At 62.8% G+C, this 18,220-nt stretch carries 17 protein-coding genes; 15 read left to right on the plus strand and 2 right to left on the minus strand.

What is annotated here, in order from left to right:
• Positions 1 to 162: 162 nt before the first annotated feature.
• The 14 genes from PM2_RS08605 (at position 163) to PM2_RS08670 (ending at position 14,500) form a co-directional block, all read left to right on the plus strand.
• Positions 163 to 1,251: an efflux RND transporter periplasmic adaptor subunit gene (locus PM2_RS08605; protein WP_016712585.1), complete on the plus strand. Its 1,089-nt coding sequence runs from the start codon at positions 163 to 165 to the stop codon at positions 1,249 to 1,251.
• Positions 1,248 to 2,315, plus strand: coding sequence for an efflux RND transporter periplasmic adaptor subunit (locus PM2_RS08610; RefSeq protein ID WP_019098647.1), 1,068 nt, complete (start codon positions 1,248 to 1,250; stop codon positions 2,313 to 2,315). The genes PM2_RS08605 and PM2_RS08610 overlap by 4 nt, the downstream gene beginning before the upstream one ends.
• Positions 2,312 to 5,374, plus strand: coding sequence for an efflux RND transporter permease subunit (locus PM2_RS08615; protein ID WP_016712583.1), 3,063 nt, complete (start codon positions 2,312 to 2,314; stop codon positions 5,372 to 5,374). Before PM2_RS08610 ends, PM2_RS08615 begins: the two co-directional genes overlap by 4 nt.
• Positions 5,375 to 5,567: 193 nt before the next feature.
• Positions 5,568 to 5,750, plus strand: a complete 183-nt coding sequence (gene oscA / locus PM2_RS08620; RefSeq protein ID WP_016712582.1) for a sulfur starvation response protein OscA — start codon at positions 5,568 to 5,570, stop codon at positions 5,748 to 5,750.
• Positions 5,751 to 5,798: 48 nt separating this feature from the next.
• Positions 5,799 to 6,806 (plus strand): sulfate ABC transporter substrate-binding protein, encoded by a 1,008-nt coding sequence (locus tag PM2_RS08625; protein WP_019098645.1) that lies wholly within the window; start codon positions 5,799 to 5,801, stop codon positions 6,804 to 6,806.
• 100 nt (positions 6,807 to 6,906) lie between these two features.
• Positions 6,907 to 7,725, plus strand: coding sequence for a sulfate ABC transporter permease subunit CysT (gene cysT / locus PM2_RS08630; protein WP_016712580.1), 819 nt, complete (start codon positions 6,907 to 6,909; stop codon positions 7,723 to 7,725).
• An 11-nt stretch (positions 7,726 to 7,736) separates the two neighbouring features.
• Positions 7,737 to 8,609, plus strand: coding sequence for a sulfate ABC transporter permease subunit CysW (gene cysW, locus PM2_RS08635; protein WP_004575843.1), 873 nt, complete (start codon positions 7,737 to 7,739; stop codon positions 8,607 to 8,609).
• Between the two features lie 3 nt (positions 8,610 to 8,612).
• Entirely contained in the window at positions 8,613 to 9,602 is a 990-nt protein-coding gene (locus tag PM2_RS08640; RefSeq protein ID WP_016712579.1) for a sulfate/molybdate ABC transporter ATP-binding protein, read from the plus strand.
• Positions 9,603 to 9,867: 265 nt separating this feature from the next.
• Positions 9,868 to 10,668: an energy transducer TonB gene (locus PM2_RS08645; protein ID WP_028698415.1), complete on the plus strand. Its 801-nt coding sequence runs from the start codon at positions 9,868 to 9,870 to the stop codon at positions 10,666 to 10,668.
• A gap of 30 nt (positions 10,669 to 10,698) precedes the next feature.
• On the plus strand, positions 10,699 to 11,418 hold the full coding sequence (locus PM2_RS08650) for a MotA/TolQ/ExbB proton channel family protein (protein ID WP_016712577.1): 720 nt from the start codon (positions 10,699 to 10,701) through the stop codon (positions 11,416 to 11,418).
• A 1-nt stretch (position 11,419) separates the two neighbouring features.
• Positions 11,420 to 11,821, plus strand: a complete 402-nt coding sequence (locus tag PM2_RS08655) for an ExbD/TolR family protein (protein WP_016712576.1) — start codon at positions 11,420 to 11,422, stop codon at positions 11,819 to 11,821.
• A 249-nt stretch (positions 11,822 to 12,070) separates the two neighbouring features.
• Entirely contained in the window at positions 12,071 to 12,652 is a 582-nt protein-coding gene (locus PM2_RS08660; RefSeq protein ID WP_019097334.1) for an alpha/beta hydrolase, read from the plus strand.
• Between the two features lie 57 nt (positions 12,653 to 12,709).
• Positions 12,710 to 13,540, plus strand: a complete 831-nt coding sequence (locus tag PM2_RS08665) for a sigma 54-interacting transcriptional regulator (protein WP_028698416.1) — start codon at positions 12,710 to 12,712, stop codon at positions 13,538 to 13,540.
• A 174-nt stretch (positions 13,541 to 13,714) separates the two neighbouring features.
• Positions 13,715 to 14,500, plus strand: a complete 786-nt coding sequence (locus PM2_RS08670) for a MetQ/NlpA family ABC transporter substrate-binding protein (RefSeq protein ID WP_003248974.1) — start codon at positions 13,715 to 13,717, stop codon at positions 14,498 to 14,500.
• Positions 14,501 to 14,572: 72 nt separating this feature from the next.
• Here PM2_RS08670 and PM2_RS08675 read toward each other — a convergent pair whose 3' ends face one another.
• Positions 14,573 to 16,936, minus strand: coding sequence for a penicillin acylase family protein (locus PM2_RS08675; protein WP_028698417.1), 2,364 nt, complete (start codon positions 16,934 to 16,936; stop codon positions 14,573 to 14,575).
• A gap of 86 nt (positions 16,937 to 17,022) precedes the next feature.
• On the opposite strand from PM2_RS08675, the gene PM2_RS08680 reads away from it, so the two are divergent.
• Entirely contained in the window at positions 17,023 to 17,589 is a 567-nt protein-coding gene (locus PM2_RS08680; protein WP_016712572.1) for a sugar O-acetyltransferase, read from the plus strand.
• Here the strand turns inward: PM2_RS08680 and PM2_RS08685 are convergent.
• Positions 17,568 to 18,137, minus strand: coding sequence for a DUF6436 domain-containing protein (locus tag PM2_RS08685; protein ID WP_016712571.1), 570 nt, complete (start codon positions 18,135 to 18,137; stop codon positions 17,568 to 17,570). The two genes, PM2_RS08680 and PM2_RS08685, sit on opposite strands and share 22 nt — an antisense overlap.
• Between the last annotated feature and the right edge of the window lie 83 nt (positions 18,138 to 18,220).

Consider the following 18,220-nt stretch of genomic DNA (forward strand, 5'->3'; position numbering starts at 1 on the left):
GCGCGGGCGGCGCTCGATCTGATAAGCACCGAAAAAATCGAGGCATGCACCTTGATGCCCTGATGCGCGTACGTCCTCTATCCATCAGTGATGTTTATCGAACCCTGAACTACGCTGACAGTCGCATCTCACAAATCATTTGTGCGCAAGCAAGGAGCCAGCATGGCGTTGGTGCGTCCGCTGTCGGTCGTTTGCCTGGGGCTGCTGTACATGCTCACCGGCTGTAGCAAGGAAGAGGTCCCCGAGACGTTGCCTCGGGTTGGTGTGCAGCAAGTCCAGCCCACTGATTTCGCAGCCAGGGTCACCCTGACCGGTGATGTGCAGGCGCGGGTGCAGACCGACTTGTCGTTCCGCGTGGGCGGCAAGATCATTTCGCGCAGCGTGGATGTGGGCGACCATGTCAAGGCTAACCAGGTGCTGGCCCGGCTGGACCCGAAAGACCTGCAGAACAACGTCGACTCGGCCAAGGCCGAGGTGTTCGCCGCGCAGGCGCGGGTCACCCAGACCAGCGCCGCCTTTGTACGCCAGCAAAAACTGCTGCCCAAGGGCTACACCAGCCAGAGTGAATACGACTCTGCCGAAGCCGCGCTGCGCAGCAACCAGAGCGCGCTCAAGGCCGCCCAGGCGCAACTGGCCAACGCCAACGAACAGCTCAGCTACACCGCACTGGTCTCCGAGGCCGCCGGGGTAATCACCGAGCGCCAAGCCGAAGTGGGCCAGGTGGTGCAGGCCACCATGCCCATCTTCAGCCTGGCCACCGATGGCGACCGCGATGCGGTGTTCAACGTGTACGAATCGCTGCTGGTCGCACCGCCCAGCGATGCCGGGGTGATCGTCAGACTGCTGGATAACCCCAACGTCCAGGCACATGGCTTCGTGCGTGAAATCACTCCCACGGTGTCGGCGCAAAGCGGCACGGTGCAGGTCAAGGTAGGCCTCAAAGACGTGCCACCGGGCATGCAGTTGGGCGCACCGGTCACCGCCACCACCAATGCCCAAGGCCGGCCCAGCGTCGAGCTGCCGTGGTCGGCACTGACCAAAGCCCTGCATGAGCCCGCCGTATGGGTGGTGGGCGAGGGCGACAAGGTTGAACTGCGCAAGGTCGAGGTCAGCCGTTACCTCACCGGCAAGATCGTGGTCGCCAGCGGCCTTAAAGGCGGCGAGACCGTGGTGGTCAATGGCGGCCAATTGCTGCACCCCGGCATGCAGGTGCAGAAGATCGACGCCAAGGCCCAAGGGGGTGAGCTATGAAGCGCCTGCTGCTGATGCTGTCGGCTGGCGTGCTGCTGGTGGGGTGCAGCAGCGAGGACGAGGTGCCAGAGCCGATTCGGCCCGTGCTGTCGGTGAAAGTCGAACCCCAGGTGCAGTCGCAGTTGGGCCGCTTTGCCGGCAGTATTCAGGCACGCTTTGAAAGTACCCTGGGCTTTCGGGTTTCCGGGCGTATCGCCCGTCGCTGGCTGGATGTGGGCGCCCAGGTAAAACCGGGCGACACCTTGGCAACCCTCGACCCGACCGACCAGCAAAACCAGCTGCGTGCTGCCGAAGGCGACCTGGCCAAGGTCCAGGCCCAATGGATCAACGCTCAGGCCGACGCCCGCCGCCAGCAGCAACTGTACGACCGCGGGGTAGGCGCCCAGGCCCAGCTGGATATCGCCCAGACCAACCTGAAAACCACCAGCGCGGCGTTGGAGCAGGCGCGCTCTGCGCTCAGCCAGGCGCGTGACCAGCTCGACTACAGCACCCTGCGCACCGACCACGCTGCGGTAATCACTGCCTGGCAGGCCGAAGCCGGGCAAACCGTCACCGCCGGCCAGGCCGTGGTAACCCTGGCCAGACCGGATGTGAAGGAAGCCGTGATCGACCTGCCGATCGGCCTGGCCGAGCAGTTGAGCAAAGGCCTGACCTTCACCGTTGCTTCGCAGTTGGACCCTACCATCAACACCACCGCCAGCCTGCGGGAACTGGAACCCCAGGCCGACGCCACCACGCGCACCCGCCGTGCGCGCCTGACCCTGGCGAGCACCCCGGCGGCCTTCCACCTGGGCACCGCCATCAGCGTGACCCTGAGTTCGGAGGTGTCGCCGCGCAGCGAACTGCCCTTGAGTGCCTTGCTCGAGCGCGACGGCAAGACCCAGGTATGGGTGATCGATACGCAGCAGAAGACCGTGGCCACTCGTGACGTGGCCCTGATCGGCCGCACCGCCGACAGCGTCGTCCTGAGCTCGGGCGTACAGCCCGGCGAGCGAGTGGTGACTGCGGGCGTGAACAGCCTCAAGCCCGGCCAGAAGGTCACCTTCGACGAGGATGCGCAATGAAAGGAAGCTTCAACCTGTCCGACTGGGCACTCAAGCATCAATCGTTCGTCTGGTACCTGATGTTCGTTGGCCTGCTGATGGGGATCTTCTCCTACTTCAACCTGGGCCGTGAGGAAGATCCGTCGTTCACGATCAAGACCATGGTCATCCAGACCCGCTGGCCCGGCGCGACCCAGGACGAAACCCTGTACCAAGTCACCGACCGTATCGAGAAGAAGCTCGAGGAACTCGACTCCCTCGACTACACCAAAAGCTACACCCGCCCCGGTGAATCCACGGTCTACGTGTACCTGCGCGACACCACCAAGGCCAAGGACATCCCGGACATCTGGTACCAGGTGCGCAAAAAGATCCAGGACATTCGCGGTCAGTTCCCTCAGGGCATCCAGGGGCCTGCGTTCAACGACGAATTCGGTGATGTATTCGGCTCGATCTACGCCTTTACCTCCGATGGCCTTACCCTGCGCCAGTTGCGCGACTACGTGGAGCAAGCCAGGGCTGAGGTCCGCGATGTGCCCAACATCGGCAAGATCGAGTTGGTCGGTACACAGGATGAAGTGCTGTACCTGAACTTCTCCACCCGCAAGCTGGCCGCGTTGGGCATTGACCAGCGCCAGGTCATGCAGGCCTTGCAATCGCAGAACGCCGTGACCCCGGCTGGCGTGATCGAGGCGGGTCCCGAGCGCATTTCGGTGCGCACCACCGGGCAGTTCTCCTCGGAAAAAGACCTGGAAACGGTCAACCTGCGTATCAATGACCGCTTCTTCCGCCTGGCGGATATTGCGGATATCGAACGCGGGTATGTCGACCCGCCGTCACCCATGTTCCGCTACAACGGCCAGACTGCGCTTGGGCTGGCCATCGGCATGAAGGCCGGTGGCAACATCCAGGTGTTCGGTGCGGCGCTGAAAAAGCGCATGGACAAAGTGGTCGAGGACTTGCCGGTAGGGGTTGGGGTACACACCGTGTCGGACCAGGCGGTGGTGGTGAAGCAGGCCGTCGGCGGCTTCACCAGCGCGCTGTTCGAGGCGGTGGTGATCGTACTGGGGGTGAGCTTCATCAGCCTGGGCGTGCGCGCAGGCCTGGTGGTGGCCTGCTCGATCCCGCTGGTGCTGGCCATGGTGTTCGTGTTCATGGAGTACAGCGGCATCACCATGCAGCGGATTTCGCTGGGCGCCCTGATCATTGCGCTTGGCCTGCTGGTGGACGATGCGATGATCACCGTGGAGGTGATGGTCACGCGGCTGGAGATGGGCGAAAGCAAGGAGCAGGCGGCAACCTTTGCCTACACCTCTACAGCCTTCCCCATGCTGACCGGCACCCTGGTGACTGTGGCCGGTTTCGTGCCGATCGGCCTGAACGCCAGTTCGGCCGGTGAGTATACCTACACCCTGTTTGCCGTGATTGCCGTGTCGCTGATCGTGTCTTGGGTGGTGGCGGTGTTCTTCGCGCCCGTGCTGGGCGTACACATCCTTAGCAGCAAGGTCAAAGCCCATGAAGCCGAGCCTGGCCGCCTGGGCAAGGCCTTCGAACATGGCCTGCTGTGGTGCATGCGCAACCGCTGGTTGACCATCATCGGCACCGTGCTGTTGTTCGTGCTGGCCATTTTCTGTGAGCGTTTTGTGCAGAACCAGTTCTTCCCGTCCTCGGACCGCCCGGAAATCCTGGTCGACCTCAACCTGCCGCAAAACGCCTCGATCGAGGAGACGCGCAAGGTGGTCGACCGCTTCGAGGCGCGGATCAAGGATGACCCGGACCTGGTGCACTGGAGCACCTACATCGGCCAGGGTGCCATTCGTTTCTACCTGCCCCTCGATCAACAATTGCAGAACCCGTACTACGCGCAGTTGGTGATCGTCAGCAAAGGCTTCGAAGAGCGTCAGGCCATGATGGATCGCTTGCAGAAGATCCTGCATGAAGAGTTCGTCGGCATCGGTACCAACGTACAGTCGCTGGAAATGGGCCCGCCGGTAGGGCGGCCGATCCAGTATCGGGTCAGTGGCGCAAACATCGATGAGGTGCGCAAGCACGCCATCGAACTGGCCACCTTGCTCGACCAGAACGAGCACATCGGCGAGATGATCTACGACTGGAACGAGCCGGGTAAGGTGCTGCGCGTGGAAATCGCCCAGGACAAGGCACGCCAACTGGGGTTGTCGTCGGAAGACGTGGCCAATGTGATGAACAGTATCGTCAGCGGCGTGCAGATCACCCAGGTCAACGACAACATCTACCTGGTCAACGTGGTGGCCCGTGCCGAAGACAGCGAGCGCGGCTCGCCGGATACCCTGCAAAACCTGCAGATTCTCACGCCCAACGGCACCTCGATCCCGTTGCTGTCGTTTGCCACGGTGCGTTATGAGCTGGAGCAGCCGCTGGTGTGGCGCCGGGACCGCAAACCGACCATCACCATCAAGGCTTCGGTCAATGGCGACATCCAGCCCACCGACCTGGTCGCCCAGCTGAAGCCGAAGATCGACGAATTCGCCAGCAAGCTGCCGGTGGGCTTCGAAGTGGCCACGGGCGGTACGGTGGAGGAGAGCGCCAAGGCGCAAGGGCCGATCCGCAAGGTAATCCCGCTGATGCTGTTCCTCATGGCCACCTTCCTGATGATCCAGCTGCACAGCGTGCAGAAGCTGTTCCTGGTGGTGAGCGTGGCGCCGCTGGGGCTTATTGGCGTGATCATTGCGCTGGTGCCAACGGGCACGCCCATGGGCTTTGTGGCGATTCTCGGCATCCTCGCGCTGGCGGGCATCATCATTCGCAACTCGGTGATTCTGGTGACCCAGATCGACGAGTTCGAGGCCCAGGGCTTCTCGCCGTGGGACGCAGTGGTGGAGGCTACCAACCACCGGCGCCGGCCGATTCTGCTGACGGCGGCGGCGGCGAGCCTGGGCATGATCCCGATTGCCCGCGAAGTGTTCTGGGGGCCGATGGCCTACGCCATGATTGGTGGGATCATCGTGGCCACCCTGCTGACGCTGCTGTTCTTGCCGGCGTTGTATGTGGCCTGGTACAAGATCCGCGAGCCTGAAAACAGCACTGAAACCCAACATTGAACCCTGTGGGAGCGGGCACGCCCGCTCCCACGGAGGCATTTGAGCGCCTGTAAGATCGCGAATTGAATTTGGTTATATAAACATTCTTAAACAGTATTTTTAAGAATAACTCCGCCTCACTACTATTGCCCTCAAGCCAGGCGCAAATCCCCTTCAAACCTCTGCCCGGCACCTCACTCCAAGGAGAACGAGCATGAGTGCATCTCTGCGTAGCATCGACGGTCAGGACGAAGCCACCATTCTGCGTGAAATCCAGAGCGCCTTGCGCGACCTGCGTTTCGGTGCGGTGGAGATCACAGTGCACAACGCTCAGGTCGTACAGATCGAGCGCAAGGAGAAGTTCCGCCTGCAACAGCCCGGCAACAAGGCCGGCTGATCGCGCCTCACACTCAAAACTAGAAAAATGCCAATCGGGAGCTTCACCATGTCCATCCGCCGTTATGCGCTCGCCGCTTTGGCCAGTGCTGTTTTTGCCGGTTCCGCCATCGCCAAGGACTACGAACTGCTGAACGTGTCCTACGACCCGACTCGTGAGCTGTACCAGCAGTACAACGCCGAGTTCATCAAGCACTGGCAGCAGGCCCACCCGGGCGACAAGGTGAAGATCCAGCAGTCCCACGGCGGCTCGGGCAAGCAGGCCCGTGCGGTGATCGATGGCCTGCGTGCCGACGTGGTGACCCTGGCACTGGCCGGTGACATCGACGAAGTCGCCAAGCTCGGCAAGACCCTGCCGGACAACTGGCAGACCCGCCTGCCGGACGCCAGCACCCCGTACACCTCGACCATCGTGTTCCTGGTACGCAAGGGCAACCCGAAAGGCATCAAGGACTGGGGCGACCTGATCAAGAAAGACGTGTCGGTCATCACCCCCAACCCGAAAACCTCCGGCGGCGCCCGCTGGAACTTCCTGGCTGCCTGGGCCTACGGCCTGAAGACCGGCGGTAGCGAAGAGAAGGCCAAGGCCTACGTGCAGGAACTGTTCAAGCACGTACCAGTGCTGGATACCGGCGCCCGTGGCTCGACCATCACCTTCGTCAACAACGGCCAGGGCGACGTGTTGCTGGCCTGGGAAAACGAAGCCTTCCTGGCGCTGAAGGAAGACGGTGGTGCCGACAAGTTCGACATCGTCGTGCCGTCGCTGTCGATCCTGGCCGAGCCGCCAGTGGCCGTGGTGGACAAGAACGCGGAGAAGAAGGGCAATACCGACATTGCCACCGAATACCTGAAGCACCTGTACAGCCCGGCCGGGCAGAAGATTGCCGCAGAGAACTTCTACCGCCCGCGTGACGAGAAAGTCGCTGCCGAATTCGGCAAGCAATTCCCGAAACTGGACCTGGTAACCATCGACAAGGACTTCGGTGGCTGGAAAACTGCACAACCGAAATTCTTCAATGATGGCGGTGTGTTCGACCAGATCTATCAGGCACAGTAATCGCCAAGGAAAAGCGGGGCTGCGCAGCAACCCCGGGATTCAGAGTCTTGCACCAGCCCGGGATTGATTCCGGGCTTCGTGCGTTTAACCAGGGATATTTATGTCACGCCGCATTTCTCCCGTCATACCCGGCTTCGGGCTGACACTGGGCTACACCTTGGTGTACCTCAGCCTGATCGTGCTGATACCGCTGGCAGCCATGTTCATTCATGCCTCGCAGCTGACCTGGGAGCAGTTCTGGAACATCATCAGCGCGCCGCGGGTAATCGCCGCGCTCAAGCTGAGTTTCGGTACCGCCCTGTTCGCCGCCATCATCAACGGGGTGATCGGCACCCTGCTCGCGTGGGTGCTGGTGCGCTACACCTTCCCTGGGCGCAAGATCATCGACGCGATGATCGACCTGCCGTTCGCCCTGCCTACCGCCGTTGCCGGTATCGCCCTGACCGCCCTGTACGCGCCCTCGGGCTGGGTCGGCCAGTTCGCCACCGACCTGGGTTTCAAGATCGCCTACACCCCGCTGGGCATCACCCTGGCGCTGACCTTCGTCACCCTGCCGTTCGTGGTGCGTACGGTGCAGCCGGTACTGGCAGACATCCCGCGTGAAGTGGAGGAGGCCGCCGCCTGCCTGGGCGCCAAACCGCTGCAGGTGTTCCGTCATATTCTGGCGCCGGCCCTGCTACCGGCCTGGCTCACCGGTTTTGCCCTGGCCTTCGCCCGCGGCGTGGGCGAGTATGGTTCGGTGATCTTCATTGCCGGCAACATGCCGATGAAGACCGAAATCCTGCCGCTGCTGATCATGGTCAAGCTCGACCAGTACGACTACACCGGCGCAACCGCCATCGGCGTGCTGATGCTGGTGGTTTCCTTCATCCTGCTGCTGCTGATCAACCTGCTGCAGCGCCGTATCGAAACCCCTTGAAGGAGGCCGGCATGTCCAGTTCATCCCTGAGTGCAAGCGCGGCCGCCAACGCTGCCCGCCGTGGCAGCGCCACTTCGCGGCGCATCCTGATCGGCCTTGGCTGGCTGGTGTTCGCGCTGTTTCTGCTGCTGCCGCTGGTGATCGTGGTATCACAGGCGCTGAAGAACGGTTTTGGCACCTTCTTCGAGGCGATTTTCGAGCCCGACGCGCTGTCGGCATTGAAGCTCACCCTGCTCGCCGTGGTCATTTCGGTGCCGCTTAACCTGGTGTTCGGTGTCAGCGCCGCCTGGTGCGTCAGCAAGTACACCTTCCGTGGCAAGAGTATCCTGGTCACCCTGATCGACCTGCCGTTCTCGGTGTCGCCGGTGATCGCCGGCCTGGTCTACGTGCTGATGTTCGGCGCGCAAGGCCTGTTCGGGCCATGGCTGCAGGACCACGACATCCAGATCGTGTTCGCGCTGCCGGGCATCGTCCTGGCGACCATTTTCGTCACCGTGCCGTTCGTGGCCCGTGAACTGATCCCGCTGATGCAGGAGCAGGGCACGCAAGAAGAGGAGGCCGCGCGACTGCTCGGCGCCAACGGCTGGCAGATGTTCTGGCACGTGACCTTGCCCAACATCAAATGGGGCCTGATCTATGGCGTGGTGCTGTGTACCGCACGGGCCATGGGCGAGTTTGGCGCGGTGTCGGTGGTGTCGGGCCACATTCGTGGTGTGACCAACACCTTGCCGCTGCACGTGGAGATCCTCTACAACGAGTACAACCACGTCGCGGCCTTCAGCGTGGCCAGCCTGTTGCTGATCCTGGCGCTCTTCATCCTGCTGCTCAAGCAGTGGAGCGAGAACCGTATTAACCGCCTGCGCCACAGCGCCGCGGAGGAATGATTCATGTCGATCGAAGTTCGTAACGTCAGCAAGCGCTTCAACAGCTTCCAGGCCCTGGACAACATCAACCTGGACATCAACAGCGGCGAGCTGGTGGCTTTGCTCGGCCCGTCCGGCTGCGGCAAGACCACGCTGCTGCGCATCATCGCCGGCCTGGAAACCCCAGACCAGGGCAATATCGTGTTCCACGGCGAGGACGTGTCCGGCCATGACGTGCGTGACCGCAACGTCGGTTTCGTGTTCCAGCACTACGCGCTGTTCCGTCACATGAGTGTGTTCGACAACGTCGCTTTCGGCCTGCGCATGAAGCCCAAGGGCGAGCGCCCGAGCGAAAGCAAGATCGCCGAGAAGGTGCATGAGCTGCTGAACATGGTGCAGCTGGACTGGTTGTCCGACCGCTACCCCGAACAGCTGTCCGGTGGCCAGCGTCAGCGTATCGCCCTGGCCCGCGCGCTGGCGGTGGAGCCCAAGGTGCTGCTGCTGGACGAGCCGTTCGGTGCACTGGATGCCAAGGTGCGCAAAGAGCTGCGCCGCTGGCTGGCGAGGCTGCACGAAGACATCAACCTGACCTCGGTATTCGTGACCCACGACCAGGAAGAAGCCATGGAAGTGGCCGACCGTATCGTGGTGATGAACAAGGGCGTGATCGAGCAGATCGGCTCGCCGGGCGAGGTGTACGAGCAGCCGGCCAACGACTTCGTCTACCACTTCCTGGGCGACTCCAACCGCCTGGCCTTGAGTGAAGGGCACCATGTGCTGTTCCGCCCGCACGAAGTGTCGCTGTCGCGGCATGAGACTGAAGGGCACCATGCGGCCGAAGTGCGGGATATTCGCCCGTTGGGCGCGACTACCCGGGTGACCTTGAAAGTCGAGGGGCAGAGCGAGCTGATCGAGGCCGAGGTGGTGAAAGACCATGACAGCCTGATTGGGTTGGCGCGGGGGGAGACATTATTCTTCCGGCCGAAGGTTTGGCAGAAGGTGGCGGATATCTGAGCCTCTTCAGGTAATGAGAACCCGGGCATGGTCCCGGGTTTTTTATCTCTGCAATTCCATGCCTTTCCTGAATATTTTGCATGCCCACAAAGCATCGAGTTTTGCTTGGTCAGCCACAGCCCGTGCAGTTCGTGGCTTTCACGCTACCCTTCAAAAACAATATTCACTTAAGTTCTAACCATAATTTTAAACATTACTTTAAGAGATAAATCTCTGGCCCCGATGATTCAGCCATACCTGAATCGAGACCCCAGGAGTTTGATCAATGGGTAATGTCCAGTCGGCCGTCAGGGCCTACGACCAGCCATGGCGCCCGGCCCCGGGCGACCTGGTCGAGCTTGGACGCACGCTTCGCCTTCCGCTGGGCCAGCTGCGCCTGCAACGCACGCCCGTCAGCGGGCTCAAGCGCCGTGACAAGCTGGTGTTGGGCCTGCTGGTGCTGGCCCTGCACGGCGCTGCGGCGTACTGGGTAAGCCAGGCACCCACGCCAGAGCTGCCCGTGGTGCCACCGCAAGTGCCGCCGATGACCATCGAGTTCGCAGCGCCAGCGCCGCCTGTGATCGAACCGCCACCGCCTGCGCCTGCACCACCTGTCGTCGAGCCGCCGCCGCCACCTCCCGTGATCGACGAACTGGCCGCCAAGCCCAAACCCAAGCCAAAGCCCGTGCCCAAGCCGGTGGTCAAGCAAGCACCCAAACCACAGCCCAAACCGGTCGAAGCACCACCGCCAGCCCCAGTGGCCGCTCCGGCACCACCTGCGCCCGCACCACCCGCGCCGGCCCCGGTTACGCCCGCTTCGGCCAACGCCGCGTACCTGAAAAACCCGGCGCCGGAGTATCCGCAGATGGCCCAGCGGCGCGGTTGGGAAGGCACCGTACTGCTGCGGGTAGAGGTGCTGCCCAGCGGTAAACCCCGGCAGATCCAGGTCCAGAAGAGCAGCGGCCGTGATGCCCTCGACGCCGCCGCGCTGGCTGCGGTGAAACGCTGGAGCTTCGTGCCCGCCAAGCAGGGCGACGTGGCCCAGACCGGCTGGGTCAGCGTGCCGATCGATTTCAAGCTTCGCTAACTTTTTCGCAGAACACAGGAAGACATCATCATGAGCCTGCTGGCATCCCCCCTCGAATCCGTTGAAAGCGCAGTCATCTGGCTGCTGGTTGGTTTCTCTGTCGTCACGTGGGGCCTGGCCCTGGTCAAGGTCGCGCAGTTCGTGCGGTTGAAGAACCAGGACAAACGCTTCCACCAGCAGTTCTGGGCGGCCTCCAGCCTGGACTCGGCCGCCGAGCTCAGCCACGAGCTGCCCGGCCCGGCTGCCCGCGTTGCCCAGTCTGGCTATGCCGCAATTGCCGTCGGCGACACCCAGGCCAACGACCTGAGCCACGCCATCAACCACCAGGACCGCCTGGAGCGTGCCCTGCGCCAGCAGATCGTGCGTGAGCGCCGCTCGCTGGAAACCGGCCTGGCAGTGGTCGCCAGTATCGGCAGCACCTCACCTTTCATCGGCCTGTTCGGCACTGTGTGGGGCATCATGGAAGCACTCAAGGGCATCAGCGCGGCCGGCTCCGCCAGCCTGGAAACCGTAGCAGGTCCAATTGGTGCGGCATTGGTGGCAACCGGTGTGGGTATTGCCGTCGCCGTGCCTGCGGTGCTGGTCTACAACTATTTCCTGCGCCGCCTCAAGCTGACCGCTGCCGACCTCGACGACTTCGCCCACGACTTCTACAGCCTGGCGCAAAAGAGTGCCTTCCGCGTGCTGGTGCACCCCGCCGTGCACAAGCCACAGGCCGGTTTCACCCAGCCCGTGAAGGAGGCGTCCTGACATGGCTTTTTCGACCCAGGACAGCGACGAAGTCCTCAGTGAAATCAACGTCACGCCGCTGGTGGACGTCATGCTGGTGCTGCTGGTGGTGTTCATCGTCACCGCGCCGCTGTTGACCAACGCTATCCCCATCAACCTGCCCAAGACCGAGGCCGTGGCCCCGGTAGAGCAGAAGGACCCGCTGGTGGTCAGCATCGACGGTGAAGGCAAGCTGTTCATCAACAAGGACCAGATCCAGCCCGACCTGCTGGAAACCAGCCTCAAGGCCGCCAAGGACAAGGACGCAGACGTGCGCGTGCAGCTGCAGGCCGATGACGGCGTTAACTACGGCGAAGTGGCGCGGGCCATGGCAGCCATCGAACGTGCAGGTATCAGCAAGCTGGCGGTGATTACCGCACGCTGATACCCGCCAAACCTCTTCAGGCAAGTGCTTATGGGCCACATCTCTTGGCAGGGGTTGGCCCTTTTTTTTGCCGTGACAGGTCCAGCGCCTGTGAGGTCGAGCGCCGCCCGCGCGGCGCTCGGTCTCACAGCCGACAATTCTCTCAAGGTGTACATTTAGGTTATTAATAAATAGCTTCTTATTCCTTTACGAATATAACTCCCTCCCTATACTGGTCTCCAAGCACGCAAACTTACTGGAGGCGTCCCCATGCGCAATGAGTCGATTCGCTACCTGATTGTGCCGGGCTGGCAAGGATCGCCAGACAACCATTGGCAAAGTCACTGGCAGCGCACCCTGCCCAACAGTGCCCGGGTGGAGCAGCACGACTGGCTGACCCCGCAGCGCCAGGACTGGGTGCAGGCACTGGAGCAAGCGATTGTTGCCGAAGAGTCGCCGGTGATCCTGATTGCCCACAGCCTGGGCTGCATCACCGTCGCCCATTGGGCTGCGCAGGCCAGCCCGGCCTTGCTGCGACGTGTGCGTGGCGCGCTGTTGGTGGCACCAGCGGACGTCGAGCGGCCCACCTGCGCGCCAGCCTTGCGCAACTTTGCGCCGATCCCGACCGACGCACTGCCGTTCCCCAGCCAGGTGGTCAGTTCGGACAACGACCCGGCCGTGAACGTGCCACGGGCGCTGTACCTGGCCCAGGCCTGGGGCGCCGAGGCAGGGTTGCTGAGCAACGCCGGGCACATCAACGTCAAGTCCGGCCATGAGCGCTGGGAGCAAGGCTTCGCCTACTTGTACCGCTTGCAAAGCCGGGTTGAGCAGCGCGCACTGCGCCGCGCCTGATCGCCTTTACCGCTTACCTGACGCCCGGCCAATGATGGCCTGGGGCGGGAGTTTGTCATGACTTTTCAAAACCCGTTTGGCCAGCCGCTGCTGACCTTTCCCGAGCTGGACAAGAGCCCGCTGAGCATCCGCGCCAAGGCGCTGGTGTTCATTGACCCGCGTTCGCAGCAACTGCGCGAAGACCTTGAGCGCCTGGCGCCGCAACCCTTGCCCGTACTGATCCGTGGCGAAACCGGCACCGGCAAGGAGTTGCTGGCACGGCAGATCCATCGAGCCAGTGACCGCAGTGGTTTGTTCGTGTCGGTCAACTGCGCGGCCATCAGCCCCACCTATGCTGATGCCGAACTGTTCGGCTACAGCGCCGGCAGCCAGGGTGGCACGGCCAGCAGCCGCGCCGGCTGGTTCGGCTCGGCCAATGGCGGCACGTTGTACCTGGACGAGATCGCCGACTTGCCGCTGGCCATCCAGGACAAGTTGCTGGCAGCCCTGGAAAACCGCGAAGTCACCCGAGTGGGCGCGCAGCAGCCGCAGCCGGTGGATGTGCGGTTGGTGGCCGCGACCAGCATCGACCTGGCGCGGGTGGTACGGGCAGGGCGCTTTAACGAGCGCTTGTACCAATACCTGAGCGAAGGCGCGCTGGAGCTGCCACCGCTGCGTGAGCGGCCCGGCGATATACTGCCGTTGGCCGAGTATTTCGTGGGCATCTACAGCGTACGCCTGCAGCGCCCTGTACCGCTGGTGAGTGAGGCGGCGCAGCAGGAGCTGGAAGCCCATCCATGGCCCGGAAATACCCGTGAACTGGAGAATGTTATCCACTTCGCCTTGCTGGTGAATGATGGCGAAGAGCTGCAGCCAGGGGACCTGGACCTGCCCAACCCCTCGCGCTAGACATCGCTCATAAGCAAAGTGGCTAATGGCGATTTGCTTTTGGAATAAGAAGCTAAGTAAAAGATATTGTTCCGGTATAAAAAATCTAGGTATTGTCCGCCTACGCCCGCTGGTGAACCGGTTGGGCACCCGATTCGCCATCGCTGATGGCCCAGATTCAGAACAAGGACCACCATGAAGAAGACCCTGCTGACCACTGCCCTGGCCGCTGCCCTGTCGTTCTCCGGCCTGGCCGCCGCCGCCGAGAAACTGGTGGTTGCCGCTACTCCGGTACCGCACGCCGAAATCCTTGAGCTGATCAAGCCGACCCTGGCAAAAGAAGGTGTGGACCTGCAGATCAAGGTCTTCACCGACTATGTGCAGCCGAACGTGCAGGTTGACCAGAAGCGCCTGGACGCCAACTACTTCCAGACCCTGCCGTACCTGAAGAGCTTCAACGAAGGTAAAGGCACCCACCTGGAAACCGTGATCGGCGTGCACGTCGAGCCGTTCGGTGGCTACTCGAAGAAGATCAAGAACCTGTCCGAGCTGAAGGAAGGCGCCACCGTTGCCATCCCTAACGAAGGCAGCAACAGCGGCCGCGCCCTGATCCTGCTGCAGAAGGCTGGCCTGATTACCCTGAAAGACCCGAAAAACGCGCTGGCCACCCCCAAGGACATTGCCGAGAACCCGAAGAAGCTGAAGTTCCGCGAGCTTGAATCGGCCATGCTGCCGCGTGTGCTGGACCAGGTCGACCTGGACATGATCAACACCAACTACGCCCTGGAAGCTGGCCTGAACCCGGCCAAGGATGCGCTGGTGATCGAAGGCGCCGACTCGCCGTACGTGAACTTCCTGGTTGCCCGCCCGGACAACAAGGACAGCGAGGCCATCCAGAAACTGGCCAAGGCCTTGACCAGCCCCGAGGTGAAGGCATTCATCGCCAAGAAGTATCAAGGTGCTGTGCTGCCGGCGTTCTGATGCGGTCGAAGTACCTGGTATGACCAACGCCGACGCCTTTGCGTCGGCTTTTTTTTGGGCTGCTAGCAGCCCTTACGGCCCTGGCACCAACCGCAATGTACTCTGTGCCGGAATCATCCCCATCTGCGCCTTCTGGTACTGCCCCTGCACATACCCTTCAGCCTGATCCGAGTAATGCCGGTCAAACGGCACGCCACTTTGCCCGACTGGGTTGCTGGTCAATGCCTGCCCGGCATCCGCAAAATCGATCAGCCGCCGCGTTGAAGGCCCGTAGGTCACCGGCCATGGCGCCGGGCCGATCTTCGCAGAAAGGTTGTTCGGCACCTCATGGGTACCGGGCGCGGCGAACGGCCCAACGTTGAACAGCAGGTTCAGCGGCTTTTTCACCCCAAGAGGGTGGTTGTGGGTCAGGGTATGGGCCTTGCCCCATTGCCAGCTGGCCGGGTCGCTACCCAAGGTATCGCGCAGGTGCTTCAGGCTGCGCTGCCAGGCCAGGCGTACGATGGCGGTACGGTCGGTACGCTGGTTGCCACCTCGGGTGTTCCACCAAGGGGAGTCGGCGTCCGCCGCCAGGCGTGGCAAGGCAGCGTCGATGGCGCGGGTGCTGATCAGTACCGGGAACCAGGTGTCGCTCAGTTCGTCGTGCAGGGCCGCGAAGGCCAGTTCGTAGAGGAACTGGTTGAACAGCGTGGCGCTGGTCGAATCCAGCGGGTAGTCGCCGCGCCAGGCGGCGAGCTGTTCGACCAGTTCCTTCTCTTCGTCTCCTTCCGCCACTGCGCGCAGGGTTGCCAGCAGCGGTGCAAGGGTGCGCGGGCCGTGGTCGCTGGCGGTGTTCAGTTGCAGGGCCTGGCTGTTCTGGGTATCCCATTTCACCTCGGGGTTAGCCAGGTGGCGGTCGAGCTGGCGGCCTCGGTCGGGCAGGTTGTAGTAACCCGGTATGGGCAGCCCTGCTGGCGGCTGGTAGTTGGCCGAGACGATATAGCCGCGCGCCGGGTTCTCTTGCTGCGGGTTGACGTTGAAGGGGTAGAACCCGAGCTTGTCGGCCTGCGCGCTGGCGCCGTCGAGGATGAACGCCGGGTCGACGCCGTCGGGGCGTATCGGGAGCTTTGCCGCCGCCCACCAGCCGATGTCACCTCGGGCATTGGCCCAGACAAAGTTAAGGCCTGGTGCATGGACCTTGGCGGCAGCCTCGCGCATCTTGCCCAGTGTGTCGGCACGGTTGAGCTGGTAGAAACCTTCGAGGATCGCGTTTTCGGTTTCCAGGAACGCCCACCACATGGCGATGGGCGTAGGCCCGGCAGTAGCGCCCAGCACGTCGTTGACGATCGGGCCATGTGGCGAGCGGCGCAGGCTGAGTGTGACCGGTGCTTCGCCTTTGACCGCGATCTGCTGCTCGGTCTTTTCCAGCGCCTGCCATTTGCCTTCGACCATCACCTGGTTGGCGTGGGCCGGGTTGGTGCGCTCGGCGATCAGGTCGACGTCATCGTTCTGGAACATGGTCAGGCTCCAGCCGAAGTCGCGGTTGTGACCAAGCAGGGCAAAGGGGTTGAGCGCCTGGAAGTAGCCATACAGGTTGAAATCGGGTGCCGAGAGCTCGGCCTCGTACCACACCGCCGGCACTGCGAAACCGATGTGCGGGTCGCCTGCCAGCAGCGGCTTGCCGCTGCGGGTATGGTTGCCAGCCACCGCCCAGGCGTTGCTGCCTTCAAACTGCGGGATGCCCGCCTCACCCAGCGCCTGGTGGCTGAGGCGTGCGAGGGCTTCCAGGCTTTGCCAGTCCGCAGCGGCCAGTGGCGTGCCCACCGCCCCCTCGGGTTTCCAGCCAAGGTCGAAGATGCTCAGGTAATCGGCGCCAAGCTGGTCTCGGATGTAGGTCAGTGCGGGCTCGGTGCGAAACGCAGCAGCGAAGCTGTAAGCGAGGTAACCGGCAATGCTCAGGGTATCTTCGGCGGAAAACGGGCGAGGGGTGATACCCAGCAGGTCGAACTCCACGGGCTTGGGATGGCTGGCTTGCCAGCCGTTGACCCCGTCGAGGTAAGCTTGCAGGGCCTGCCAGGCAGGTGACTGGCGGTCCTGACGCTTGGCCATCAGTGCGGCCTGTTCGCGAATGCGCAGGCTGCGGAACAAGGTATCTGTGGGCAGCAGCTTGTCGCCCAGCACCTCGGCCAGTTCGCCTCGGGCCAGGCGGCGCAGGATTTCCATCTGGAACAGCCGGTCCTGGGCATGCACGTAGCCCAGGGCGCGGTACATGTCTGCCTCGTTTTGCGCCTGCAGGTGCGGCACGCCGCGAGCGTCGTAGCGCACGCTGACCGGCGCCTGTAAGCCAGCCAAGGCCACCTCGCCCTCGCGCTGCGGCAGCTTGCCCTGCACGTACCAGTAACCGGCGCCGGCGGCCACGGCAACCACCACGGCCAACAGGGTCAGGCTGCGCTTCATGCAAGCTCCTTGTGCGTCAAAGCAGAAAATGTGGTCCGATGATCGGCGGATTCGCGAACAGAGCATAGCCCCGGGAAGGAGATTCCATGTCACTCAGCGAAAAACAGAAGATGCTTACAGGTCAGCTCTACCACGCTGGCTGCCCCGAACTGCAGGCCGAGCAGATTGCCAACAAGCACTGGATGCACCGCTACAACAGCAGCGTCGAACTGCTCAACGACGCACGCCATGGGCTGTTGCTGGAGCATTTCGGCCAGGTGGGCGAAGGCGCGGTGATTCGCCCGCCGTTCTATTGCGACTACGGCTACAACATCAGCGTTGGCCGCAACACCTTCATGAACTTCAACTGCGTGATCCTCGACGTGATGCCGGTGCGCATCGGCGACGACTGCCAGATCGGCCCCAACGTGCAGATCTACACCGCCGACCACCCGCTCGACCCAGCAGTACGGCGCAGCGGGCTGGAGAGTGGGCGGGCGGTGACCATCGGCAACAACGTGTGGATCGGCGGTGCGGCGATCATCCTGCCAGGGGTGACGATTGGCGATAACGCCGTGGTCGGCGCGGGTAGCGTGGTGACCCGAAATGTGCCAGCCGGGGCGACGGTGGTGGGCAACCCGGCGCGGGTACGTCAGCCAGCCCAAGGGCAGTAGCAGCCCACCGCCAGTGTGTTGGATGCGGTCACCCGGCGGCCGTCGAGCAGTGCCTTGAGGATGGGCTCGACGAAGCTGTTGCTGGCGTTGCACACCGCGCCTTCGCTGTAAGGGCCGAAGTAAGCGAGGCGACCTTGCCGATCCCAGATGGCCACGGCCGGGGAGGCGGGCAGGTGCTCGCTACCGGGCAGGCTGGCGATGGGCTTGAGGGCGGTGAGGTTGGCGGGCAGCTGGCCATGGCTACCGGGCTTTTGCAGCACATGGAAGGTCACGCCCTGGGCTGCGAACTGGCTGACCAGGTCGCCCAGGTGTTGCTGGTTGCCGACGTTGCAGGGGCAGGCCGGGTCCCAGAAGTGCACCACGCGGATCGGGCCAGGGCCGGCCAGCTCGGGTGGCAGTTGCAGTTGGCTGCCGTCGAATAGCGTGGTCTGGTTGTCGAATGGGCGCAGGTAGCGGGCCTGGAAGGTGGTGTAGGCCTGCCAGAGGATGGTAATGCCAACCAACAAGGCGATTGCCGTGCACAGTGGTTTGATGGCTCGAGTCTTCATGAAATTTCCGCCATCCCCTGTAGGAGCGGTGCTGGTTGTTCGAGGTGAGCAAGCTTGCCATGGCGCCGCCTAGAGCTGAAGAT

The organism is Pseudomonas monteilii NBRC 103158 = DSM 14164 (assembly GCF_000730605.1).
Classification (GTDB): Bacteria; Pseudomonadota; Gammaproteobacteria; order Pseudomonadales; family Pseudomonadaceae; genus Aquipseudomonas; species Aquipseudomonas monteilii.